General features: G+C 69.3%; 17 protein-coding genes. 10 read left to right on the top strand and 7 right to left on the bottom strand.

From position 1 onward, the window contains the following. Positions 1–30: 30 nt before the first annotated feature. Positions 31–939 (top strand): LysR substrate-binding domain-containing protein, encoded by a 909-nt coding sequence (locus tag ASE43_RS09090; RefSeq protein WP_200956251.1) that lies wholly within the window; start codon positions 31–33, stop codon positions 937–939. 40 nt (positions 940–979) lie between these two features. Here ASE43_RS09090 and ASE43_RS09085 read toward each other — a convergent pair whose 3' ends face one another. The 4 genes from ASE43_RS09085 to ASE43_RS09070 all read right to left on the bottom strand — a co-directional run bounded on the left by ASE43_RS09085 (position 980) and on the right by ASE43_RS09070 (position 10060). Continuing rightward, positions 980–2335 carry a Gfo/Idh/MocA family oxidoreductase gene (locus ASE43_RS09085; RefSeq protein WP_056179876.1) on the bottom strand — a complete coding sequence of 452 codons (1356 nt, stop codon included), beginning with the start codon at positions 2333–2335 and terminating at the stop codon, positions 980–982. Between the two features lie 105 nt (positions 2336–2440). After that, positions 2441–3550 (bottom strand): ricin-type beta-trefoil lectin domain protein, encoded by a 1110-nt coding sequence (locus tag ASE43_RS09080; protein ID WP_057160238.1) that lies wholly within the window; start codon positions 3548–3550, stop codon positions 2441–2443. 85 nt (positions 3551–3635) lie between these two features. Beyond that, positions 3636–6623, bottom strand: coding sequence for a TonB-dependent receptor (locus ASE43_RS09075; protein WP_057160642.1), 2988 nt, complete (start codon positions 6621–6623; stop codon positions 3636–3638). A gap of 128 nt (positions 6624–6751) precedes the next feature. After that, a complete protein-coding gene (locus ASE43_RS09070) occupies positions 6752–10060 on the bottom strand; it encodes a TIM-barrel domain-containing protein (RefSeq protein WP_057160237.1) in 3309 nt (1102 codons plus the stop codon). Positions 10061–10428: 368 nt separating this feature from the next. Here ASE43_RS09070 and ASE43_RS09065 point away from each other — a divergent pair, with 368 nt between their 5' ends. The 6 genes from ASE43_RS09065 to ASE43_RS09040 all read left to right on the top strand — a co-directional run bounded on the left by ASE43_RS09065 (position 10429) and on the right by ASE43_RS09040 (position 17695). Beyond that, a complete protein-coding gene (locus tag ASE43_RS09065; protein WP_057160236.1) occupies positions 10429–11586 on the top strand; it encodes an SIS domain-containing protein in 1158 nt (385 codons plus the stop codon). Then, positions 11579–12526, top strand: coding sequence for an ROK family protein (locus tag ASE43_RS09060; RefSeq protein WP_057160235.1), 948 nt, complete (start codon positions 11579–11581; stop codon positions 12524–12526). The genes ASE43_RS09065 and ASE43_RS09060 overlap by 8 nt, the downstream gene beginning before the upstream one ends. 16 nt (positions 12527–12542) lie before the next feature. Further along, positions 12543–13865 carry a D-tagatose-bisphosphate aldolase, class II, non-catalytic subunit gene (locus ASE43_RS09055; RefSeq protein WP_057160234.1) on the top strand — a complete coding sequence of 441 codons (1323 nt, stop codon included), beginning with the start codon at positions 12543–12545 and terminating at the stop codon, positions 13863–13865. 41 nt (positions 13866–13906) lie between these two features. Then, positions 13907–14683, top strand: coding sequence for a DeoR family transcriptional regulator (locus ASE43_RS09050; protein WP_057160233.1), 777 nt, complete (start codon positions 13907–13909; stop codon positions 14681–14683). Next, positions 14680–15792 carry an N-acetylglucosamine-6-phosphate deacetylase gene (locus ASE43_RS09045; RefSeq protein ID WP_057160232.1) on the top strand — a complete coding sequence of 371 codons (1113 nt, stop codon included), beginning with the start codon at positions 14680–14682 and terminating at the stop codon, positions 15790–15792. The genes ASE43_RS09050 and ASE43_RS09045 overlap by 4 nt, the downstream gene beginning before the upstream one ends. A 97-nt stretch (positions 15793–15889) precedes the next feature. Then, the gene (locus ASE43_RS09040) at positions 15890–17695 is read left to right on the top strand and encodes an MFS transporter (protein ID WP_057160231.1); all 1806 of its coding nucleotides are present in this window, start codon (positions 15890–15892) and stop codon (positions 17693–17695) included. 34 nt (positions 17696–17729) lie between these two features. Here ASE43_RS09040 and ASE43_RS09035 read toward each other — a convergent pair whose 3' ends face one another. After that, positions 17730–18257 (bottom strand): MarR family transcriptional regulator, encoded by a 528-nt coding sequence (locus tag ASE43_RS09035; protein ID WP_057160230.1) that lies wholly within the window; start codon positions 18255–18257, stop codon positions 17730–17732. A 66-nt stretch (positions 18258–18323) separates the two neighbouring features. Beyond that, the gene (locus ASE43_RS09030; protein ID WP_082607200.1) at positions 18324–19394 is read right to left on the bottom strand and encodes a DUF5694 domain-containing protein; all 1071 of its coding nucleotides are present in this window, start codon (positions 19392–19394) and stop codon (positions 18324–18326) included. Between the two features lie 261 nt (positions 19395–19655). On the opposite strand from ASE43_RS09030, the gene ASE43_RS09025 reads away from it, so the two are divergent. After that, complete coding sequence (locus ASE43_RS09025; protein WP_057160229.1) at positions 19656–20285, top strand: NAD(P)H-binding protein; 630 nt, start codon at positions 19656–19658, stop codon at positions 20283–20285. 54 nt (positions 20286–20339) lie between these two features. Here the strand turns inward: ASE43_RS09025 and ASE43_RS09020 are convergent, their stop codons facing one another. Beyond that, positions 20340–21428, bottom strand: a complete 1089-nt coding sequence (locus ASE43_RS09020) for a serine hydrolase domain-containing protein (protein ID WP_056179867.1) — start codon at positions 21426–21428, stop codon at positions 20340–20342. Between the two features lie 401 nt (positions 21429–21829). On the opposite strand from ASE43_RS09020, the gene ASE43_RS09015 reads away from it, so the two are divergent. Together ASE43_RS09015 and ASE43_RS09010 are read left to right on the top strand one after the other, a co-directional pair. Further along, positions 21830–22429, top strand: coding sequence for a cysteine hydrolase (locus ASE43_RS09015; protein WP_343123521.1), 600 nt, complete (start codon positions 21830–21832; stop codon positions 22427–22429). A 57-nt stretch (positions 22430–22486) separates the two neighbouring features. Beyond that, entirely contained in the window at positions 22487–23383 is an 897-nt protein-coding gene (locus ASE43_RS09010) for a LysR family transcriptional regulator (protein ID WP_057160640.1), read from the top strand. The last annotated feature ends 27 nt before the right edge of the window (positions 23384–23410 follow it).

Genomic DNA, 23410 nt, shown 5'->3' with positions numbered 1-23410 from the left:
CTGGCATCGGCCCTGAGATCGATGAATCGCATGTTCCCAGGCACGCGCGCGCTGCGGACCTTCGCGGCGGCGGCCCGGCATCTGAACTTCACCCGCGCCGCCGAGGAAGTGGGCCTGACCCCGGCCGCGGTCAGCCACCAGATCAAGGAACTGGAGGACCAGCTGGACCTGGTGCTGTTCGCGCGCGGCGGCCGCAACCTGCAGCTCACGCCGGCCGGCATGACGCTGTTCGAAGCCGCGGCCTCGGCCCTGGAATCGCTGCAGCGCGCGGTCGGTCGCGCACGCGGCATGGCGCGCGGCGCCACCCAGCTGCGTATCTCCCTGAGCGCGCGCTTCGCGACCAACTGGCTGCTGCCGCGCCTGCCGCAATTCCAGGCTGCGCACCCTGAGTTGGAACTGAGCTTCGACATCAGCGATGCCCTGCGCGACTTCGATGGCGACGACATCGACCTGGCGATCCGTTTCGGCACCGGCCGCGTCGCCGACGCCTGCGCGGACCGCCTGTTCGACACCGTGATCGCGCCGGTGTGCAGCCCGCGCCTGCTCGCCGACGGCGCCAGACTCGAACAACCCAGCGACCTGTTGCGGCACACCCTGTACTACGTCGACTGGAAGACCGACGGCATGGTCTGGCCGAACTGGCGGATGTGGATGGCCGCGGCCGGCATCGCGGATTTCGACGACCGCCGCTGCGTCGGCTTCGCCGATTCCAGCCACGTCGTGCAGGCGGTGATCGACGGCGGCGGCATCGGCCTGGCCGACCTGGACATGATCGCCAATGACTTCGCCCAGGGCCGCCTGCAGCGGCTGTTCGACACGGTCGTGCCGGTGGCGCCGGAGTACGCCTATCACCTGGTCTACCCGCAGCGCAGTCGCGACGATCCGCGCATCCGCGCGTTTCGGAGCTGGCTGCTGGAACAGGCGGGCGTGTCGATCTGAGCGCGCCGCCGACGGCCGTGGCCGCCGGCGGTCGTCGACCTCAGTACTTGGCGTCGAACGCGAAGATCGGCTTGCGCGACTTCCACAGGCCCTGAGTGAAGTCCGGGAAGTCCAGAGTCTGATAGTTCTGGGCGATGGACTGCTCCGACAAGGGCGTGATCGCGCTCCAGGCCACCGCGTCGTAGATGTCGATCGGCATCGGCGCTTCGGCCTTCACGGCTTCGACGAAAGCGTGGATCACGAAGTAGTCCATGCCGCCGTGTCCGGCGCCCTCGGCGTCCTTGGCGTACTTGCGCCACAGCGGGTGGTCGTACTGGTCCTGGTAGGTCTTGAACTCTTCCCACTTGTGCGGCGGGCTGCGACCTTCGATGTGGATGGACTGGTTGAGGTCCATCCACAGGCCCTTGGTGCCTTGCACGCGGAAGCCGAGCGAGTACGGGCGCGGCAGCGAGGTGTCGTGCTGCAGCAGGATGGTCTCGCCGTTTTCGCAGGCCAAGGTGGTGGTGACCACGTCGCCGAGCTTGAAGCTGGCCTGGGTGCTGGGATGGGTGGTGCCGCCGCTCTTGGCCACGGTGTATTCGTGCAGGCCGCGCGCCTTGGTGGCGAAGCTGTTGATGCGGGTGAAGCGGTTGCCGCGGTTGATGCCGGTGTACATCGCGCAGGGACCGATGCCGTGGCTGGGGTAGAGCTCGCCGTTGCGGCGCACCGAATGCTCGGTGCGCCAGCGCGCCTCGGACCAGCCCTTGGGGCCGAACTCCACGCCGCTGCCGTAGGGCTGGTCGGGGTCGCCGGAGTTGAACTTCACCGCGCGCAGATCGTGCTGGTAGCCGCCCTGCAGATGCACCAGCTCGCCGAACAGGCCCGCGCGCACCATCTGCAGCGCGGCCATCACGTCGCGGCGGTAGCACACGTTCTCCAACAGCATGTAGGGCGTGCCGGTGCGCAGCTGGGTGCGCAACACCTGCCAGTGATCGTCCAGGGTGACGCCGGCCACGACCTCGCAGCCCACCGCGACCTTGGCCTCCATGGCGTCGATCGCCATCGGCGCATGCCATTCCCAGGGCGTGGCGATGATCACCGCGTCCAGGCCGCGCTGCGCCAGCAGGCGCTTGTAGGCATGCACGTCGCCGTCCTGGCCGTAGGCCTTGGGCGCGGGCTTGCCGGCCTTGGCGGCCATGTCCAGCGCGCGCTGCAGCATGATCGGTTCGATGTCGCACAGCGCCGCCACTTCGACGTCGTCGCGCCGCAGCAGTTCCTTCAGCAGCACCTGACCGCGCATGCCGGTGCCGATCAGGCCCAGGCGGATGCGCCGGTTCGCGGCCCAGGCCGGCGTGTTCGGCAGCAGGGCGCTGGCGCCGATCGCGGCGCTGGCGATGATGAAATCTCTACGGTTCATGCTGTGCTCCTGTGCATCCGCGGCCGGCTCTGCCATCAGCTTGCCACGCGTGGTTCGAATGAAAGCGGGCGGACGGCGCGAAACCGTCCGATCCGCCGAAATAGGTCAAGGTTTCAGGCGCCAACGCTGATAGCCGTTGGCCAGGCAGGTGTATGTGCGCAGGTACGCGCCGCGCACCGCGCCGTTCATGGGGTCCAGGCACTGCCGCGCGCCGACGTTGTAGACCTCGTTGGAGCCGGGGATCGGCAGCCAGCGCTGGCGCGAACCATTGCCGCAATCGGCCAGCCGCACCTTGCCGTCGGTATCGGCCTGCAGGCACTTGCTGCGCGAGCGCATCAGCAGGCGGAAGCCGTCGTCGCGCTCGATCTGCTGGTTGGCGTTGGCGGCGCAATCCCACAATCCGGCCTGAACGCCGCCAGACAAGGTGTCCAGGCAGTAGCCGCTGTGTTCGTTGAGCAGGCGTTGCGGATTGCCCAGGGTGCCGTAGACGTTGGCCGCGGCGGTGCAGTCCTGCTCGGCCGTGCAGGCGGCGCGGGCGATGGTGGCGCAGATGCCATAGGTGGTGGCGGTGCTGGTCACCGGCGCCACGCTGCCCTGCTCCGCGCTGGGCGCATGCAGCACCGCGCTGCTGGCCGGCACGGCCGCGCAGCTCGCGCGCTCCTGGCTGCCTTGCGCGTAGTCCTCAAGAAAGGTGTTGGTGCGGTTGGTCAGCCCGCCCCAGGCCGCGGGCACCTGGATGGTCGCGACCTTGCGCTGGCTGCCGCTGCCGGTGTCGACGATGTAGGCCGCCCAGCGCGCGGGCGCCTCGGCGACGATGCGGATGTCGTAGGTCGCGCGCTGCCGCCAGTCGTAGGCGACCCAGCACTGCACGCCGCTGCCCTCGTGATCGAAGTAGGCGCATTGGGTGCCGGGTTCGGCGGTCCAGCCGGTGGCTTTCCAGATCGAGAAGTTCAAGGCCTTGTTGTGGCCGTCGCGCTGTTGCAGGCCGACGTAGCCGCCGTCGCCGCCCTTGAACCAGAACTGGTGCGCCCAGTAGGTGTAACCGTCCTTGCCGGGCTCGTCGGTGACGGTGGTGGGGAAATTCATGTCCAGGTAGCCCACATCGGTGGCGGGCCACTGGCGGTCGATGGCGACCATGCCGCCGGCGACCAGGGCGTAGGCGTTGGACGACAGCGAAAGACACAGCAACAGCACGGCATGGCGGATGGTGCGCATGGAACCCTCCTGGTAAAGACGTGTCGTCGTGGCGTGGTCGCGCACGGCGGCCGCCCCGGTCAGGAGCGGCCGCGGTGCGCTGCGATCAGAACTTGTAGCCCACCGAGAAACTGAAGACCCGCCCGAAGTTGTTGGTGTAGCCCGGGAAGGTCATCCAGTCGTTGGGGTCGTAGAACGGATGGCGGTCGAACAGGTTCTTGACGGTGGCACCGACGGTGAGCTTGTCGGTCGGCTTCCAGGTCACGCCCAGGTTGGCCGTCCACCAGGCCGGCGCGCCATCGCACTTGCTGGGCTGCACCGAAACGAAACTGCCGGTGCAGGTCTCTTCGTTGTTGTCCTGCGCGTCGATGCGGTCGTAGGCCCACTTGGTCTTGCCGACGTAGTTGACGTAGAAGCTGGTGTTCCAGTCGCCGTAGTTCCAGTCGACGTTGAAGGTCGCGCGCAGACGCGGGTTGTTGTAGTAGCCCACGGTGTTGCCGTACAGCCAGCCCGAATCGTCGCCGGCGTGGTACATGTTGCGGCGCGCGATGGTCGCGGCCACGCCGACGTTCAAACGGCCCCAGTCGCCCAGGTCGAAGCGGCTGCGTGCGTCGATGTCGAAGCCATCGACCAGGGTGCGGCCGCGGTTGCGGTACTGGCCGATGACGCTGGAGATGTTGCCGATGCTGTAACCCGGCAGCGTGCCCGGACAGGTCACGCCGCTGGCCGGATCGGCGCACATCGCCGCCAGCGCGGCCAGGTTGGCGCGGTCGGCGTCGGTGATGCCGAAGCGCGTCATCGCCAGGATGTCCTCGGGCTTGCTGTAGTCCGGCGCGACGATCTCGTTGCGGCGGTAGATGAACCAGTAGTCGGCCGACACCGACAGCCAGTTGGTCGGCTCGTACACGAAGCCCAGCGTGGCGATCTTGGCCTTCTCCGGCTCCAGGCCCTGGTTGGGCTGGGTCAGACGCGCGACGTTGCGGCTGCAGTCCGAGTTACGCAGCGTGCGGCCCAGGTCCACGTCGCCGGGACGCGCGGACTGCAGCAGCAGGTTGGCGATGGCGTTGGTCTCGTTGCAGCGCACCTCGTCGCGGTAACCGCCGATCTGCGCGAACACGCCGCCTTCGCCGGCTTCGGCCAGGCTGGGCGCGCGGAAACCTTCCGAATAGGTGCCGCGCAGCATCAGCTGCTCAAATGCTTGGTACTTCAGGCCGATCTTGGGCGCGAAGTTGGCGTTGAAGTTCGGGTACTTGTCCACGCGCGCGGCCAGTTCCAGCTCCAGCTTGTCGGTGATCGGCGCCACCGCCTCACCGAACACGGCGTAGGTGGTGCGCTTGCCGTCGAACCAGGAGCCGCCCTGCTGGGTGATCAGGCCGTTGGCCGCGTCGGGGTTGCCCGGCGTGAAGAAGGTCTCGCGGCTGAGGTTGAAGCCGAACGCGGCGCGCACTTCGCCCGCGGGCAGCGCGAACAGCGGCCCCTCGATCTTGCCGTCGAGGGTGTGCAGGCGGGTCCAGGATTCGATGTCGAAGGTCGGGTAGGCCTCGCGCAGCAGCTTGGCGTTGGCCTCGCTGATCTCGCCGAACTTGTAGGCCGGGTTGTCGGAGATGATCACGCGGCCCGTGGCCGGGTCGACGGTGAACGGACCGAAAGCGCGTTCGAAGCCTTCCAGGTTGACGTTGGTGGTCTGATACGTGACCGAATGCGATCCGGCGGTGGTGAAGGCGCTTTCCCAGTTCCAGTCGCCCAGCGCGCCGCGCAGGCCGAACATGCCGCGGTAGCTCTTGTCGGTGTTGCGCTGGCCGAAGTGGTTGCCGCCCACGTCCTGCAGCAGGTACTGCAGGCCGACCACGCCGCCGTTGATCGCGCGCAGCGCGGGGCTGGCCTTGTTGTAGACGTTGTTGGGGCCGAGGTAGGGATAGAAGAACTGGTTGACGGTGTTGCCGGTGTTGCGCGAGAACCAGCTGGTCGGGTTGCCGGTGGTGGTGCCGAACGCGCGTGGCGTGCCGCCGTTGGCGCGCAGGTCGATGTCGGTGTACGTGGCTTCGGCGAAGGCTTCGGTGGTGTCGCCGATCAGGAAGCGCGCGCTGACATAGGCGGTGGCGCGCTCGGACTGGGCGCCGCCGTCGATCTCGTTGTTCAGCCAGGTCTGCCAGATGCAGCGCGGTCCGGCCGCTTCGACGACGACGTTTTGGCAGCCCGGGGCCGCCTCCTGCGTGCGCCGGCCGGTGACGGGGTTGATCGCGAAGTAGCTGCCGGGATTGAACACGCCCGGCGCGCTGCCGCTGCCCAGGCGCAGATTGTTGATGTAGTTCGGGTTGTTGACGTAGAACTGCTCGGGCTTCTTGTCGTACCACTCCGACAACGGGATCGGGTCGCGCCGGTACAGATTGACCGAGCCGTAGACGTTGTAGCGGTCCTCGTCCAGATCGCCGAAACCGCCGGTGAAGCTGAGCTGGTGCTCGCCGTAGGAATCGAAGCGCGGCGCGAAATCGGTGGTGAGGTTGATCTCCGCGCCCTGGTACTCGCGGCGGGTGATCACGTTGATCACGCCGGCGACCGCATCGGTGCCGTACACGGCCGAGGCGCCGTCGGTCAGCACTTCCATGCGCTCGATCGCGGCAGCCGGGATCGAGTCGATGTTGACGAACTGGGTCTGGAAGCCCGCCGGCGCGCCGTAATAGGACAGGCGGCGACCGTTCAACAGCACCAGCGTGCCCTGCGCGCCGAGGCCGCGCAGGTTGGCCTGCGAGGCGCCGTCCGAGCCGGTGAACAGCGACTTGGAATCGACCTGCGCCGGGCGCGCCGCGGGCAGGTTGTCGAGCACCTGCAGCAGGGTGCGCGCGCCCATGTTCTCGATGTCCTGCTTGCTGATGACCTGCACCGGCGAGGCGGTTTCGACATCGGTGCGCTTGATGTTGGAGCCGGTGACCTGGATCCGTTCCAGTTCGGTGGCCTTTTCCTTGGCCTCGGCGTCCGGCGCGGCGGTGTCGGCGGTCTGCGCGTAGACCGGGCCGGCGAGCGCGGCGGCCAGAGCGATGGACAGCGCGGTGACGGGGATGCGGCGGTGGCGACAGCGTTGGCTTGAATGCAACATCTTCGGCTCCATTTCGATCGGCAGCGCTGGGCGCTGCGCGGGCGGGTTGGCTTGCGTGAGGCAACAAAGCTCCGGTGCCGCGGCCCACGGGCCGCAGTCGGAAGGCGAGTGCTAGGAATGACGCTGGCTTAGGGCGTGGCGATGGCGGCGGTATCGCCCTCCTGTCCGATCAACACGGCATTGGCCCAGTTGGCGCAGACCTGCGCCGGATGCGCGCCCTGCGCGCCAAGGGTGCGCAGGCTCAGACGCTTCAGACCCCGGATATCCAGTTCGGGCTTGACCACGCCCGGCGCGCGCACCAGACCGCTGTCGAACAACAAGCGCTCGTCGCCCCAGACCTGGAATTGCAGACCGCCCGCATCGCGGCAGCGGTCGTCGATGCCCAGATCGGCGCGCAGCAGGCGCCAGTCGCCCTGCAACTGCAGGTCGAGGCGGCTGTTCGCGCTCACGCCCAGGCCGCGCCGGAACTGCAGGCCGTTCATGCGCATCTCGCTGGCGCCGCCGTAGGCGCGGTCGCGCGCGATGTCGGCGGGCGCGGCCAGTTCGGACAAATAGAAATGTTGCTCCGGACGCTCCGGCGCGCGATGTTCGAGCACGCGGAAGGTCGACAACGCGATCGGGCCGACGTCGCGCGGGCGCTGCGCATCGACCGCGCGCGCGCCGCCGCCCTGCGCGGCCGACACCATGGGATCGCTGCCGCTGGCGGCATCGCCGTCCGGGTTCTGGGTGCTGAGCACGCGGAAGCGCAGCAGGCGACCGGCGCGCGGCGCGAAGTCGATGCGCTGCAGCTCCTGTTGCAGCTTGAGCTGGCCGCGCGCGATCGGTTCGCCCCACTCGCCGTTGCTGTCGGCCAGATAGATCTCGTAATCGCGGACCTGGCCGTGCTTCCAGTGCTGATCGTTGCGCGGCGCGATCTCGATGCCATCGACCAGGGCGCGTTCGCCGAAGCCTATCGTCCACTCGTGCGCGCCGGTGCGCACCGCCTGATTGCGCACGCTGCGGAACCAGGTCGCCGGGTCGTCGTCGAAGGCGTTCTCCAGCGGATGGCCGGGCTCCTCGGCCGGGCGGTTGACCACCAGCAGGCTGTCGGGCGGCAGCGCGCGGCCCTGCGCGGGCGCGGCCGGGAACGGGTCGTCGGCCGCAGCGGGCGCGGTCGGCAGATCGATGCGGAACGCGAGCGCGCTGCGGATGTCCATGGGCGCGGTGCGCACAAGCACGGTGCCGCGCCGATCGGCCGGATCGTAGGTCCAGCCTTCGCTCGCGGCCTGCAGCGCGGCGCGGTCGGCCAGCGCCGGCAGCGCGCGCCCGTCCAGCTCGACCGCGCGCGGGCGCTCGCGGCTGAGCAGACGCAAGGCGTAGCGGCGCTGCGGCAACTGGCCGGCGTACTCGCCGCGCTGGCCTTCGATGCGCACGCGCACTTCGCCGCTGCCCTGCGCCGGCGCCTGCATCGCGATGGCCTGCTCGCTGAACTCGCCCTTCTGGTAACGGCGCGTGTTGCCGTCGTCTTCGTACAAGACGTAGCGCGACTCGCCCTGCGGATACAGGTCCAGGGTCAGCTCGTCCAGCGGCTTCTCGCCGTCGTAGAGCATGGCCGGATACATCGGCAGGATCGCGCCGGCGCGCACGAACACCGGCAGGGTGGCCAGATCGATCTGGCGATCGAGCTGGCGGCCCTGAGCGCCGGCCTGCAGCTGGCGGCCGTCCCAATAGTCGATCCAGCGGCCCGGCGGCAGATGGATGTCGCGGCGCCAGCCGCGGCTGGCGGCCTGGCTGCGGTACACCGGCGCCACCAGCAGCTCCCGACCGAGCAGGAACTGGTACTTGTGCGCCTCGGTATAGGCCTGCGGATCCTGCGGGTAGTCCCACATCAGCGCGCGCAGCGGCGGCGCGCCGGTCAGCTCGGCTTCGCGGGTGAGGCCGTACATATACGGCGTCAGACGCATCTTGAGCTTGAGGTAGTCGCGATTGATGCTGCGATAGGGCTCGTCGTACCACCACGGATGCTTGCGCCCGGCCGAGGACCAACCCGACATGCCCATCAGCACCGGCGTGAAACTCTTCCACTGCAGATCGCGGGTGTAGGTCTCGGCGCTGCCGCCGAAGATGCCGTCGACGTCGCCGGTGGCGTAGGCCAGGCCCGACAGCCCCGAGCCGATCAGGGTCGGGATATGCCAGCGGATGTAGTCCCAGCTGCCGCTCTGGTCGCCGGTCCAGGCCACCGCGTAGCGCTGGATACCGGCCCAGCCCATCACCGTCCACAGGAACGGGCGCGAATCCGAATTCTTCAAGATGCCGTCGTAGGCGGCGTGATTGGCGTCCATCGCGAACTGGTAGCCCTTGCCGGTCCAGGCCACGTCCAGCTTCTGCACGCGGCTGCCGGCGGTGCCGACTTCCCAGGCGATCTTGTCGACGCCGTCCTCGGTCCACAGGCCGGTGCGGAAGCCATAGCGCGCCAGGCCCTGCACCACCTTGGGCAGCTCCTTGTAGCCGCAGCCGTAGCCGTCGTTGGGCAGAATCCAGCCGCCGGGCATGTCGTGCTCGCGGTACTTGCGCGCGACGCTGTCGACCACGTCCGGGGTGCTGCCGCTGGGGCCGTCGCTCCAGCCTTCGGGTACGGTGCCGGGCTTCTTCTTGTTATCGCCGTCGTTGTAGCAATCGGCGTCGCCGTAGGAGAGCGCCCAGCGCGGCAACAGACCGGCGCGGCCGGTGAGCGCGGTGTAACGGTCCAGCAACTGCGGCAGGCCGGCGCCGACGAAGTAATAGACGTCGAACCGATCCTCGCGATGCAGCAGGGTGGCCTGGTCGGGCTGGCGCAGGTCGTAGCTGCCGTCGCTCCAGGTGTTGCGCAACATGCCCCAGCCGCGCGAGCTCAACAGCATCGGCGCTGGGCTGGGACGATCGCCGTCCTCCCAGCCGCCGGAGTAGGAAATCTCCAGCTCGCGGCCCTTGAACTCGTAGCGGCCGTTCTGCTGGCCGCCGCCGTAATAGTGTTCGCCCGCATCGCTGGACAGCACCTGCACGCTCTGCTCGGCGGCCAGGTCCAAAGGCTGCAGCTCGCGCCACAACGCGATCGCGCGACCGCCTTCGATGCGTTCCAGCGACAGCCGCAACGGCTGGCGCTGGATATGCAGCAGCAGCGCTTCGGTGCGGATGCGCACTTCGTTCGCGTCTTCTTCGTAGGTGTGCTCGACCTTGTTGGCGGGCTGCGCGGGCACGATAGGCGTGGCCTTGTCGCCGTTGGCGCTGAGCTTGCCACCGCGGCCGGCCTGCACGCGCAGCAGATCGGCGCGCAGCAGTTCGATGCGCAGGCGCGCGCCGCTGGCGGTGGTCAGCTCCCAACTCGGGGTCGCCTCGCGCGCCGGGCCGGGTGCGATCGCACGCAGGTCGCCGACTGGCTCGGCCAGCGCCGGCAACGCCGAAAGCAACAGCCAGGACATCGCTGCGATGAGCAGGCGGCCATGGCCTCGTGCGCTGGTGTCCACCTTGCCCCCAAGCCCGCCTAACGCGGGGATCCGAAACGCTTGCGACCGACTCTAGGGCAGCCTGTCGAAATATGTCAACAAATTGCAAAGGAAAAAGAAGGATATTTTCCTCATATCGAAAGATTGTGCAAAGCACAACTTTCATATGCAGACGCTAAATGATCGAAACTTGCGCGGGAACCACGTAATTGCTGCGTAGCAGCACGATCCACCCTACGCCCACCGTAAACCCTCGCCCAGCGGCAAAAACTTTCAATTAGCTTTCGATGTTTGACATTTCGAAAGAAAACACTGATCGTGAGCGCGCCCAACAGGAACCATGAATGGACGCTCCCCTGCTTCCCGATTTGTCCGCCTGGCAGCGCCTGGGCGGAGCCCATACCGCCCGAGAAATCGCCCAGCAACCCGAGCTGTGGGAGCAGTTGGCGCAGGTGGTGGAGCAGAACCGCGCGCGCATCGATGCCTTTCTCGGCGACTGGCTGCGCCAGCCCGGACATCGGGTGATCTTCACCGGCGCCGGCAGTTCGGGCTTCATCGCCGAGATGGTCGCCGACCAGATCAATGCGCAATGGCCGGCCGAGGTGCGCGCCTTACACACCACGACCCTGCTCACGCATCCCTCGCTGTACCTGCAGCGCGATCGCCCGACCCTGCTGGTGTCGTTCGCGCGCAGCGGCTCCAGCCCGGAAAGCACGGCGGCGGTGGATCTGGTGCGCGAACGCGTCGCCGATGCGCGCTTCCTCGACATCACCTGCAACGGCGAGGGCGAACTCGCGCGGCGCGGACGCGATCGCGCCGACACGCTGACCCTGCTGATGCCGCCGCTGAGCTGCGACCGCGCCTTCGCCATGACCAGCAGCCTGAGCTGCATGCAGCTGGCGGCGCTGGCGGCGTTCGACACGGCGCCGTGGCCGCAACGCTTGCAGCGCCTGCACGACTTGGCCGCGCACCTGCGCGATGCGCTCGACGATTGGGCAGCGCCGGTCGCGGCGCTGGCGCAGTCGCCGTATACGCGCGTGATCTATCTGGGCAGCGGACCGCTGGAGTCACTGGCGCGCGAAGCCGCGCTCAAGCTGCTGGAACTCACGGCCGGGCGCGTACTGGCGCTGGCCAACACGCCGCTGGGCTTCCGCCACGGCCCCAAGTCCACGCTCGACGGCGACACCCTGGTGGTGGTGCTGCGCAGCGCCGAAGCGGTGGCGCGCCGCTACGAACAGGACCTGCTGGACGAGCTGCGTCGCGACGGCATCGCCGGTCGCGTGCTCTCGGTGGGCCCCGCGCGCGGCGACGATGCCGAAGGCGATTTCAGCCTGGAGGCGCCGGCCCTGCCCGATCCCTGGTTGGCGCCGCTGTGGCTGAGCATGGCCCAGCGCTACGCCCTGCTGCGCTCGGCCGCGCTCGGCCTGACGCCCGACAATCCCTTTCCCGACGGCACCGTCAATCGCGTCGTCCAGGGCGTGATCGTCCATCGCCATGACTGATACCGGCGCCAGCGCGCGGACCTACTACGGCCTGGACATCGGCGGGACCAAGATCGAATTGGTCGCCTGCGACGAGGCCATGCAGGTGCGCTATCGCCGCCGCGTCGCCACGCCCACGCAGGACTACGAGGCGTTTCAGCAGGCGGTGATCGAGCTGGTGCGCGGCGCCGACGCGGAACTCGGCGACAGCGGCCTCGCGGTGGGCCTGGGCGTGCCCGGCGTGGTCGACCGCGACAGCGGACGCCAGCTCAGCTCCAACGTGCCGGCGCTGACCGGCCAGCGCGTCGAACAGGACCTGCGCGCGCAGCTGCAACGTCCGCTGTATCTGGGCAACGACTGCCAATGCTTCGCCTTGTCGGAAGCGCAGGGCGGCGCGGCCGCCGACTATCCCAGCATGTTCGGCGCCATCCTCGGCACCGGCGCCGGCGGCGGCTATTGCCTGGAAGGCCGCCTGATCGCCGGCTACAACGGCATCGCCGGCGAATGGGGCCACTGGAGCGTGCCGGCCGCGCTGCTGCAGCGCCACGACCTGCCGCTGCTGGACTGCGCCTGCGGCCTGCGCGGCTGCATGGAGCGCTACGTGTCCGGCAGCGGCCTCGCCCTGATCCATCAACAGCTCGGCGGCGACGCCGTCGACGCCAGCGCGATCGCACAGCGCGCCGAACAAGGCGACGCACAGGCGCGCCAGGCGTTGGCGATCCATCGCGACCTGCTCGGCTACGGCCTGGCCGGCCTGGTGTTGACGCTGGACCCGCACGTGATCGTGCTCGGCGGCGGCCTGTCCAAGCTCGACGCCCTGTATCGCGATCTGCCCGCCGCGGTGGCCGCGCATCTGTTCGGCGGCCCGCGCGTGCCGCCGATCCTGCCGCCGATGTTCGGCGATGCCGGCGGCGCACGCGGCGCCGCCTTGCTCGCGCGCCAACGCCATCGCACCGTCTGATCTTCGAGACCCGTCCATGTCCGCCGTCCAAAGCCTGATCGCCGCCCACCGCCAAGGCGAACCCGTCGGCCTGTACAGCGTGTGCTGCAGCAACGAACAGGTGCTGCTGGCCGCGATGCAGGTCGCGCGCGACTACGGCACCGTGCTGTTGATCGAGGCCACCTCCAACCAGGTCGATCAGTTCGGCGGCTACACCGGCATGACCCCGGCGCAGTACCGCGACTACGTGCTGGCGCTCGCGCAGGCCCAGGACTTCCCCGGCGAACGCCTGATCCTGGGCGGCGACCATCTGGGCCCGAACGCCTGGCAGCAGCGTCCGGCCGCCGAGGCCATGGCGCATGCGCGCGAGCTGATCGCCGCCTACGTCGGCGCCGGCTTCCACAAGATCCATCTCGACTGCAGCATGTCCTGCGCCGACGACCCCACGCCGCTGCCCGACGAGATCGTGGCCGCACGCTCGGCGGACCTGGCACGCGTCGCCGAACGCACCGCCGCGCAGGCGGGCCTGGCGCCGCCGGTCTACGTGATCGGCACCGAAGTGCCGGTGCCCGGCGGCGAAGCCTCGCTCGCGGGCGGCGTCGCGGTCACCGCACCCGGCGCGGCCGCACGCACGCTGGAGATCCATCGCCAGGCCTTCCTCGCGCCGGACCTCGCGCCGGCCTGGGAACGCGTGATCGCGATGGTGGTGCAGCCCGGCGTCGACTTCGACCACAGCCACGTGCAGCACTACGACCCGCAGGCCGCGCAGGCGCTGTCGGCCTTCGTCGAAAGCCAGCCGCGCATCGTCTACGAAGCGCATTCCACCGATTACCAAACCGAAGCCTCCCTGCACGCGCTGGTGCGCGATCACTACGCCGTGCTCAAGGTCGGCCCGGCCGCGACCTACGCCTACCGCGAGGCGGTGTTCGCGCTGGCCGCGATCGAACGCGAGCTGCTGCCGCCGGCGCAGTGCTCCGACCTGGTCGAGGTGCTGGACCGCTGCATGCGCGAGCAGCCCGCGCATTGGCGCAAGCATTACCACGGCGACGAGCGCCAATTGCGCCTGCTGCGCGCCTACGCGCTCAGCGACCGCAGCCGCTACTACTGGGGCGAGCCGGAGGTGCGGGCCGCGCTGCGCACGCTGATCGACAACCTGCGCCAGACCCCGCCGCCGGCGATCCTGCTCAGCCAGTTCATGCCCGAGCAGCAGCGCGCGGTCGAGGCCGGCCGCCTGGCCGCCGAGCCGCTGGCGCTGATCCGCCACAAGATCCACGGCCGCCTGGCCGAGTACGCGCGCGCCTGCGCCCGCAACCGGGCCGGGGCCGGAAACGAAACCTCCGCAGCCAACACGCTTTCGTAAGGCTAAGCTTTCGCTTCCGTTCCGAACCTCCAGGGCCCGTCATGCGAAACACCCGCCAACGCCGGCAACAGATCCTGCAACTGCTGGTCCAGCACGGCAACGTGCAGGTCGCGGATCTGGTGGAACGCTACGGCGTGTCCTCGGTGACGATCCGCGCCGACCTGACCCATATCGAGTCGCAGGGTCTGGCCACGCGCAACCACGGCGGCGCCACCCTGGTGCGCACACCGCCGCAGGAACAGGACATTCACGAGAAGGACGCGCTCAACCTGCCGCTGAAGGAATCCATCGGCGCGCATGCGGCGCGGCTGGTCAAGCCCGGCGACAACATCATCATCGACTCCGGCTCGACCACGATGACCCTGGCGCGCCACCTGCGCCAGCATCGCGACGTCACCGTGATGACCAACGGCCTCAACATCGCCTGGGAGCTGGCCAACGCGCCCGGCGTGGAGCTGCTGCTCACCGGCGGTTTGTTGCGCAAGCAATCGCTGTCGCTGCAGGGCAGCCAGGCCGAGGCCAGCCTCAATCCCTACAGCTTCGACGCCGTGTACCTGGGCGTGGACGGCCTGGATCTGCAGTTCGGGTTGACCACCCACCACGAGGCCGAAGCCAGCCTCAACCACCGCATGGTTGAACACGCGCGCCGGGTCGTGGTGCTGACCGACGCCTCCAAGTTCGGACGCGTGAGCCTGCACCGGATCGCGCGCCTGGATCAGATCCACACCGTCATCACCGACGACGGCATCAGCAGCGAGTACCGCGAGGGACTGCAGCGGCTGGGCATCGAGGTGATCATCGCCGAGCCGCCACCTTGACCACGCCCCGCGTATTGCACGGCCGCATCCTCACCGCAACGGGATGGGTGCGCGGAAGCATCGAATTCGACCAACGCGTGCGCCGCATCCGCGCCGCGCACACGGACCGGGGCGGCGACGACGACGCGCTGATCCTGCCCGGCTTCATCGATCTGCACGTACACGGCGCCGCCGGCGTCGACCTGATGCAAGGCGGCGACGCCGCACGCACGATCGCGCGCACCCATGCGCGTCATGGCACCACCGCCCTGCTGGGCACCACCATGACCGCGCACGAGGACGACATCGTCCACGCCCTGCGCGGGCTGGCCGCGGCGATGGCAGCCCCCGAAGCGGGCATGGCGCGGGTGCTGGGCGTGCATCTGGAAGGCCCTTACATCAGCCTGGAACGTCTGGGCGCGCAGCCGCCGCTGGTGGTCGAGGCGACCATGGCGCAGGTGCGGCGCCTGCACGCGCTAGCGCCGATCCGCGTGCTCACTCTGGCGCCCGAGATCGGCGAACATCGCCAGCTGATCCCGCAACTCGCGGCGCTCGGCATCCGCGTCCAGCTCGGCCACAGCGCCGGCAGCTACGAGGACGGCGTGGCCGCGCTGGAAGCGGGCGCGGCCGGCTTCACCCATCTGTTCAACGGCATGACCGGGCTGGACCACTACCGCCCCGGCATCGCCGCCGCCGCACTCGCGCATGCGCAGTACGCGGAACTGATCCCGGACCTGCAGCACGTGCATCCCGGCGCGATCCGCGCCGCCCTGCGCGCGATCCCCCGCCTGTACTGCGTGACCGATGCCACCGCCGCCACCGGCATGCCCGATGGCGAGTACGCGCTGGGCTCGCAGCGCGTGCACAAGTGCCTGGGCTGCGTGCGCCTGTCCACCGGCTCGCTGGCCGGCAGCGCGCTGACCATGGACCAGGCCCTGCGCAACCTGGTCTCGCTGGGCCTGGACCTGGCCGACGCCTCCCACCGCCTGTCGCTGTATCCGGCCGATTACCTCGGCCTGCACGAGCGCGGCCGCCTGCAGGCCGAGGCCTGGGCCGATCTGGTGGTGCTGGATCCGCAACTGCAACTGCGCCAGGTCTTCGTCGAAGGCGACGAGGTCGCCCTGAGTTAAGCGGCACCCGCTCGAGTCGCAACCACCCGCACCGCCATCGCCCGTTCGGCGCGCACGCGCACCGCACGCCGGCTCACCCGCACACAGGATCGGCCCGATGAACGACGCTACCGCCGCCATGTCCCCGCCCGCCGCCGCCGACACGCCGCGCTGGAGCATCCGCTACCTGTTGTTCATCGCCGGCATGGGCGGCCTGCTCTACGGCATCGACATCGGCATCATCGCCGGCGCCCTGCCGTATCTGGAGGCGACCGCGACCGCGAGCTGGCACCTGAGCAGCCAGCAACTGGGCTTCGTGGTGGCGGCGGTGCTGCTGGGCAGCGTGCTGTCCTCGCTGTTCGCCGGCGCCATCGCCGATCTGATCGGCCGGCGCGGCGCGATGCTGCTGGCCGGCGTGCTGTTCACCCTCAGCATTCCGGTGATGGCGCTGGCCTCGGGCTATCTGCCGCTGCTGCTGGGCCGCTTGCTGCAAGGCATCAGCGGCGGCCTGATCGGTGTGGTCGTGCCCTTGTACCTGGCCGAGGTGCTGAGCCCGGAACGCCGCGGCCGCGGTGCGGCGATGTTCCAGCTGCTGCTCACCGTCGGCCTGGTGTTGGCCGCGGCGATCGGCCTGTATCACGCGCACGCGGTCGATGCCGCGACGGCCTCGGTGCAGTCGCTGGCCGCGGCCGAACAGCAACGCGTGCTGTTCGCGGTCAAGGATCATGCCTGGCGCACCATCTTCTGGAGCTGCCTGCTGCCGGGCTTGATCTTCAGCGCCGGCGTGTTGTTGCTGAGCGAATCGCCGCGCTGGCTGGTCCGACGCGGCCGCGTCGAACGCGCACGCGCGGCCCTGCAGCGCACCGTGCCCGCCGCCCAAGTCGAGGCCACCCTGCAGCAGATGCAGTCGCCCGCGACCGCCGCCACCGGCAGCGCGCCCGAACGCGACCGCCTGCTCAGCCGCCGCTACGTCTGGCCGTTCCTGCTGGCCTGCGCGATCCTCGCCTTCACCCAGGCCACCGGCATCAACTCGGTGCTGGCCTATGCGGTCAACATCCTCAACCAGGCCGGCCTGCCCGGCGCGGCGGCCAACTGGGCCGACGTCTCGATCAAGCTGCTCAACGCGGTGATGACCGTGGTCGCGCTGGTGCTGGTCGATCGCAAGGGCCGCAAGTTCCTGCTGATGCTGGGCAGCGGCGGCATCGCGCTGTCCCTGCTCGCGGCGGCGCTGTTGTTCGTGCAGGCCGAACGCGGCTTGCAGGACGTGCGCCCGCCCTTGCAGCAAGCGATCGCCGGCGACGCCCTGTCGCTGCGTTTCGATACGGCGCAGTGGCAACGCCTGGGCGTGGACCCGACGGCGCAGCCGCAGCAGCTCACGGTGGCCTATGCCTATGCCGGCTTCAGCAACGTGCGTTCGCTGCGGAGCGACGCGCTGGGCGATACCGAGCTGACGATCCGGCGCCAGGACAGCGTCCAGGCCGACAGCGTGATCGGCGCCTTCTTCCGCCGCATCCACCTCAACCCCTTCCCCGATCCCGCCGCGGCCGCGCAGGCGCCGCTGCGGATCGAACGCGCCAGCCTGGGCCCGGTGCCGCCGCCCGCGCACGGTTGGGCGGTCGCGGCCTGCATTCTGGTGTTCGTGGCGTTCTTCGCGGTCGGCCCCGGCGTATGCGTGTGGCTGGCGCTATCGGAACTGATGCCGACCCGGATCCGCTCCAACGGCATGAGCATCGCCCTGCTCATCAACCAGTTCGTGTCCACCGTGATCGCCGCGATCTTCCTGCCCACGGTCGGCCACTACGGCTACGCCAGCATGTTCTTCTTCTGGGCCGGCTGCACCGTGGTGTATTTCCTGGTCGCCGCGTTCTTCCTGCCGGAGACCAAGGGCAAGTCGCTGGAACAGATCGAGGCGCACTTCCGCTGAGGATCGCGGCGCGCGGCGCGCGCCCGGCGGCGCTTCAGCCGGCGGGCAGGTGCAGGCGCAGTTTGCGCAACAGCCGCGCCAACTCGGCGCTTTCGGTCTTGCTGAGCCCGGCGACGGCCTGCTCGGCCTGGGCGAAACGCGCCTCGATGGCGCGGTCGATCAGCTTGCGGCCCTTGGGCGTCAGTGCCGCGGCCAGCGCGCGGCGGTCGTGGTCTTCGTGGCTGCGCACGATCAGCTCGCGCGCCTCCAGCCGGTTGAGGCAGGCCGTCATCGCGCCGGAGGTCAGCAGGACCGAACGCCGCAGCAAGGTCGGCGTGAGCCGATACGGCGCGCCCGAGCGTCGCAGCGTGGCCAGCACGTCCAGCTCGGTGTAACTGAGCTCGGTCTCGCGCAGGCTCTCGCTGGCGCCGGTCTCCAGCAAGCGCCCCAAATGCAGGATGCGGCCGACCACCGCCATCGCCGACGCATCCAGGTCGGGCCGCTCGCGCCGCCAATCGCGCAGCAATTGATCGACGACGTCTTCGTCGGGCTTGGGGATCTGCGATTTTGCGGACTGGGGCATACGCCGATCCTATCCAGGCGAAGTATCTCCACATGAAGATACTACGCCCGGAGGATCGCTACCGGCTCACTTCAGCACCTGCTCCGCATCGACGATCTCCACGCCCTGCATCTGCCCGAGCAGGCTGTCGAACCAGGGCTTGTGCGAACTGCCGACGATGGACAGCACGCGCGCGCCCGGTCGTTCGCGGAAAGTCTCGCGGATATTTGCGACCATGCGCAGGTTGCGGGTTTCCCAGCCGGCCACGTAGAGCTGGCCGTAGCGCTGCGGCGAGGGGTCCTTCAGGGCCGCGCCGAAATCGGCCGCGATCGCGATGCGCATCGCTTCGGGGCGGTTGATGTAGCGATACAAGCCCAGCATGTCGCCGGCCTTGCTCAGCGCATCTTCGCCGTCGCGCATGGCCTGCGCCGCGGGCGCCCCGGTGGCCCAGGCCTGCTGGACCGCCTTGCCGAACGCCTCGACATCGCTCGCGTCGACGTTGTCGCCGGTATGGTCGTCGACCGCATGCACGCGCTGCAGACCCAGTCGCGCCGCCAGCCGCGCCGCGATCGACGCATTCTCGTTATTGCTCAGCGCGGCCTTCTCCAGCATCGCCACCAGCGCATCGTCCAAACCGTCGCCGACACGTCGCTCCGACTCCGGCAACTGCCACCACTGGACCAGGGCCGAGTTGCGGTCGTCGGCGCCCAGAAACAGCGACGCAAGGCGGCGACGCTGCGCGGGGGTGGGCGCCGCCGGCCATTGCTTCAGGGTCTTGTGGACCTCGCCGATCGCCGTCGGCACGTCCAGCCCCGTCGCCGCCTTGATCGCATCCAGCTTGCGGCAATACCCGCCCGGACCGTCCGGCCCGCCGTAGATCGCCGGATGCCGCGCCACCAGATCGCATTGCTCGCCGGACAAAGCCTCAATGGTGATGATGTCCGGCTTGAACGCGGCCAGCCGCTCCAGCACCGGCGCCAGCGACGCGCGCTCGAAACCCTCCGGCATCTGGCTCAGATGCACCGAGCCCAACACCAGCACCTGCGTGCGCGGCCCCTGCATGCCCTGGTCGAGGGTGGACAAGTCCGCCTGCGCGCAGGCCGGGCCCGGACCGATCAATCCCAAGAACAGACCCCAGATCGCCCATGTTCTAGCCAATGTCGTACTCCCTGTGACGCGGCCTGCGAGGCCGGCGCTATCGTTGATGTCGGGTGGCATGTTGCACCGGTACGCGCATGCGCCTGACCGCCCGCCCGATCTCGCGATCCGGCCCGCGCGGCGCATCCGCCTCCGCTGCGATGCAGCCGGCATGCAAAAGGATTAAAGCGGCAATGGCGAATGCAATCGGGCCTGCGCCGTGCAAGTATCCGGCGAAGGCCGACGCGACCCTTGCGCGCGGCGCTACCCGGATTGGCGCGAATGAAACTGCTGCTGGTGGGTTCGACCGGGCTGGTGGGCCGTCACGTGCTCGCACTGGCCTTGGCGCACCCCGATATCGAACACGTGGTCGCACCGGTGCGCCGAGCGTCCATCGCCCAGCCCAAGCTGCTGGCGCCGGTCGTGGACTTCGATGCGCTGCCCGCGGAGGCCGCGTGGTGGCGCGCCGATGCGGTGATCTGCACGCTGGGGACCACCCTGCGCATCGCCGGCTCGCGCGAGGCCTTCCGCCGGGTCGATCACGACTACCCGCTCGCGGTGGCCCAGCTCGCCCGCCGTCATGGGGTTGCGAGCTATGCCCTGAACTCCGCCGTCGGCGCGGATCCGGATTCGCGCTTCTTCTACAACCGGGTGAAGGGCGAACTGGAGCGCGACCTGGGCGAGCTGGGCTTCCGCTCGCTGACCCTGGTACGCCCCGGCCTGATCGGCGGCCAGCGCGACGAGCATCGCGGCGGGGAGCGCGCCGCGCTGCTGGCCCTGGGCCTGCTGGGACCGGTGCTGCCGCGTGCCTGGCGGATCAACCCCGCCGAGCGCATCGCCCAGGCGCTGCTGGAAGCGGCGTTGTCGCCGGCGCCGGGCACCCGCATCGTCGGTTCCGATCGACTGATCTAAGGCGTCGCCCAACGCGGGCGATGCGGCCATCGCCGCCGCTCATGCCGGATCGGCTCAGCGTGCGCGGGTGCGTAGCGCGGGCTCATAGATTTCGGCGATCTCGGGAATGAAGCGCTCCGGATTCGCGCCGACCAGGTTGGTCAACACGACCACCGCCAAGCCATCGTCGGGATAGACCACGAACGCAGCGCGGGCGCCGCCGATGCCGGCCAACTGCCGATGCGGAGACGATGCCAGCACCGGCCAACCGGCCGCCCAGGCGCCGTCGGCGCCGTCGTTGAGCTTTTCCGGAATCCACATGCGCCGCACCGCGTCGGCACCGATCAGCTTCCCGTCCGACAGCGCGATCAGCCAATGCGCCAACTCGCTGGCCGTGGTCTGGATGCCGCCGCCCGACCACAGGCTGGGCGGCATCTCGTAGTACCAGTGCGACAAGCGATCGCCATCGTCCGCGGCCATCGTGCCGCGCGGGGAGTAGCTGTACATGGTCGCGGCATTGGCGATCAGGTCGTAGCTGCCGCCGAACGTGGTCCGAGGCATGCCCACCACCGCGAACTGGCGTTCGGCCATATAGCGTTCGTAGGGCCGCTGGGTCTGCTTCGCGATGATCCTTGCGAGCAGGCCGTAGTTGGTCTGGTTGTAGCGGTAGCGCGCGCCGATCGGCGCCTGCATGGGCCGCAGCTTCACCGCCTTCCAGGCCTCGGCCTCGGGCAGGCCGTCGATCATCCCGTCGGGGCCGACGACATCCGGCAGACCGGAGGTATGCGCGAGCAGTTGCCGCACACGAATCGGGCGCCAGGCTTCGGGCAAATCGTCCAGGTAGCGCGAGACGGGCGCATCCAGGTCCACTTGCCCGGCTTCGGCCAGCTGCATCATGGCCACGCCGGTGAAGGATTTCGTCGCCGAATTGATCGGGAACCGCGTCGTGTCGGTGACCGCCACCTGGTTCTCGACATTGGCCAGACCATAGCTTTCCGACAGTACGAGTTGGTTGTCGCGGATAACCGCGACCTGCAGGCCGGGGATGCGTTGCTCCCGCATCGTCTGCAGCACATAGCGCCTGGCTCGCTCGTTGGCGTCGCCCAAGGCGCTCGCACCCGCACCGAAGCCGGGCCACAACAAGGCAATGGCGACGACCGCCATCATGAAACGCGGCTTTCCGAACAGCATGAAACTCCCTCGGGCGGATCCGCCCATGATGCGATGGTCGATGGCCGCGGCGCGCATCGCGCGCACCCGACACCCAGCACAGGGATGCGCGCATAGCCTTGCGGGTTTAAGCGCTCCCGCGCAGGCCGCCGCCAGGCCAGCCGCGGGTCGGGGCGGCGTCGCCCCCGCGCATCTGTGCGAAAACCGCACAGCTGGTGTTCGCCCAGGCCTCTAACACCGGCGCGTGCGGGCTCGCATCATGGCGCCCTCCCCACTCAAGGCCTGCTCGCATGCATATCGCCGCTCTGCTCGGAATCGCCACGCTCGGAATCGCCGGACTCGGCGGCGTCGATGCGCAAGCCGCCACCCGCGCGTCCCATCCCACCATCCGCAGCATGGCCGGCGCCGCGCCGATCGCCGAACTGCAAGCCGACAAGACCGTGTTGCTGGTGATCGATTTCCAGAACGAATACTTCCGCGGCGGCCGCATGCCGATTCCCGACGGCGAGGCCGCCTTGCGCCAGACCCGCCGCCTGATCGACTACGCCGACCGTCGCCGCATCCGCGTGATCCATGTCCAGCATGTGCTGCCGGCGGGCGCGCCCTTGTTCGCCGAGGGCGGCGACACCGTCGGCTTTCATGCGGACATGCAACCGCGCAAGGGCGAGCGCGTGGTGCGCAAGGACGCGGTGAGCGTGTTCGCGGGCCGCTCCGCGGGCGAGATCGAGCAGGTTCTGAAGGAAGCCGGCGCCGACACCTTGATCATCGCCGGCCTGCAGACCCATGCCTGCGTCGCCGGCGCCGCGCGCGACGCGGCCGCCAAGGGCTACCGGGTCGTGGTGTCCTCCGACGCGACCGCCACGCGCGACCTCGATCTGCGCGATGGCGGCCGCATCGGCCACCAGCAGTTGCACGCCTCGGCCCTGGCCGAAATCGAGGACACCTTCGGCGATGTGATGAGCAGCGAGCGGATACTCGCGCTTCCGGTGCGCTGATACCCTGCGCGCACGCGGCATCCGTACGTCGCGGGTGCCGTCCGCCGGAGAGGGATGATGGATCAGCTGTCCGCCATGCGCGCCTACCGCAGCATCATCGAGTCGGGCAGCTTCACCCAGGCCGCCGAGCGCCTGGGCACCAGCCATACCTCGGTGTCGCGCCTGCTGCGGCAATTGGAAACCCACCTGGGCGTGCGTCTGCTCAATCGCAACAGCCGCAACTTCACCACCACCGAGGCCGGCGCGCGGTACTACCGCGACTGCGTCGATATCCTCGACCGGATGGACGCCGCGCAGCAGCGCCTGAGCGCGGACCCCGAGCAACCCTCCGGCCTGCTGCGGTTGAGCCTGCCGCACGCGGTGGGCGCGCTGGAACTCGCGCAATGGCTGCCGGCGTTCATGCAGCGCCATCCGCGCATCGACCTGGACCTGTCCTGCGACGACCGCATCGTCGATCTGGTCAAGGGCGGTTTCGATCTGGCCATTCGCATCGCCGGCCCGCTGCGGGACAGCGCCCTGGTCGCGCGCGAGCTGGCGGTGTCCGAACGCGTGCTGGTGGCCGCGCCGCGCTATGTCGCCCAGCGCGGCCTGCCGCGCGGCGTCGACGATCTGTCGGGGCACGCGCTGATGGCCTATGTCGGCGATGGCCCTAGCCTGCGGCTGACTTCGCCTGGCGGCGCCGAAACCACGGTCGAATGCGGCGAGCGCCTGCGCCTGGACTCGATCCTGGCCCTGCATGCGGCCGCGATCGCCGGACTGGGCATCGCCGCGTTCACCCGCCTGACCGTACGCGAGGACCTGGCGGCCGGCCGCCTGCTGCGGATCCTGCCGCAGCTGCATGCCGGCCAGCGCCATTACTACGCAATCTATCCACATGCCAGGCAGTTGGCGCCGAAGGTGCGGGCCTACACCGAGTTCATGCGCGCCCATTACGCCGGCGCCCAGGCCAGCTGAACGGCCGTTTAGACCGGCAGGCAGGCC

The organism is Lysobacter sp. Root983 (assembly GCF_001429345.1).
In the GTDB taxonomy this organism is placed as follows: Bacteria; Pseudomonadota; Gammaproteobacteria; order Xanthomonadales; family Xanthomonadaceae; genus Lysobacter.
Note: the sequence above shows the minus strand (reverse complement) of the source record. Positions and strands in the feature narration are given on the sequence as shown.

What these genes read in the sequence shown, in the direction of transcription:
- ASE43_RS09090 (WP_200956251.1), top strand. Translation starts at nt 31, where the DNA reads ATGTTCCCAGGCACGCGCGCGCTGCGGACCTTCGCGGCGGCGGCCCGG.
- ASE43_RS09085 (WP_056179876.1), bottom strand. Translation starts at nt 2,335, where the DNA reads ATGAACCGTAGAGATTTCATCATCGCCAGCGCCGCGATCGGCGCCAGC.
- ASE43_RS09080 (WP_057160238.1), bottom strand. Translation starts at nt 3,550, where the DNA reads ATGCGCACCATCCGCCATGCCGTGCTGTTGCTGTGTCTTTCGCTGTCG.
- ASE43_RS09075 (WP_057160642.1), bottom strand. Translation starts at nt 6,623, where the DNA reads ATGTTGCATTCAAGCCAACGCTGTCGCCACCGCCGCATCCCCGTCACC.
- ASE43_RS09070 (WP_057160237.1), bottom strand. Translation starts at nt 10,060, where the DNA reads ATGTCCTGGCTGTTGCTTTCGGCGTTGCCGGCGCTGGCCGAGCCAGTC.
- ASE43_RS09065 (WP_057160236.1), top strand. Translation starts at nt 10,429, where the DNA reads ATGGACGCTCCCCTGCTTCCCGATTTGTCCGCCTGGCAGCGCCTGGGC.
- ASE43_RS09060 (WP_057160235.1), top strand. Translation starts at nt 11,579, where the DNA reads ATGACTGATACCGGCGCCAGCGCGCGGACCTACTACGGCCTGGACATC.
- ASE43_RS09055 (WP_057160234.1), top strand. Translation starts at nt 12,543, where the DNA reads ATGTCCGCCGTCCAAAGCCTGATCGCCGCCCACCGCCAAGGCGAACCC.
- ASE43_RS09050 (WP_057160233.1), top strand. Translation starts at nt 13,907, where the DNA reads ATGCGAAACACCCGCCAACGCCGGCAACAGATCCTGCAACTGCTGGTC.
- ASE43_RS09040 (WP_057160231.1), top strand. Translation starts at nt 15,890, where the DNA reads ATGAACGACGCTACCGCCGCCATGTCCCCGCCCGCCGCCGCCGACACG.
- ASE43_RS09035 (WP_057160230.1), bottom strand. Translation starts at nt 18,257, where the DNA reads ATGCCCCAGTCCGCAAAATCGCAGATCCCCAAGCCCGACGAAGACGTC.
- ASE43_RS09025 (WP_057160229.1), top strand. Translation starts at nt 19,656, where the DNA reads ATGAAACTGCTGCTGGTGGGTTCGACCGGGCTGGTGGGCCGTCACGTG.
- ASE43_RS09020 (WP_056179867.1), bottom strand. Translation starts at nt 21,428, where the DNA reads ATGGCGGTCGTCGCCATTGCCTTGTTGTGGCCCGGCTTCGGTGCGGGT.
- ASE43_RS09015 (WP_343123521.1), top strand. Translation starts at nt 21,830, where the DNA reads ATGGCCGGCGCCGCGCCGATCGCCGAACTGCAAGCCGACAAGACCGTG.
- ASE43_RS09010 (WP_057160640.1), top strand. Translation starts at nt 22,487, where the DNA reads ATGGATCAGCTGTCCGCCATGCGCGCCTACCGCAGCATCATCGAGTCG.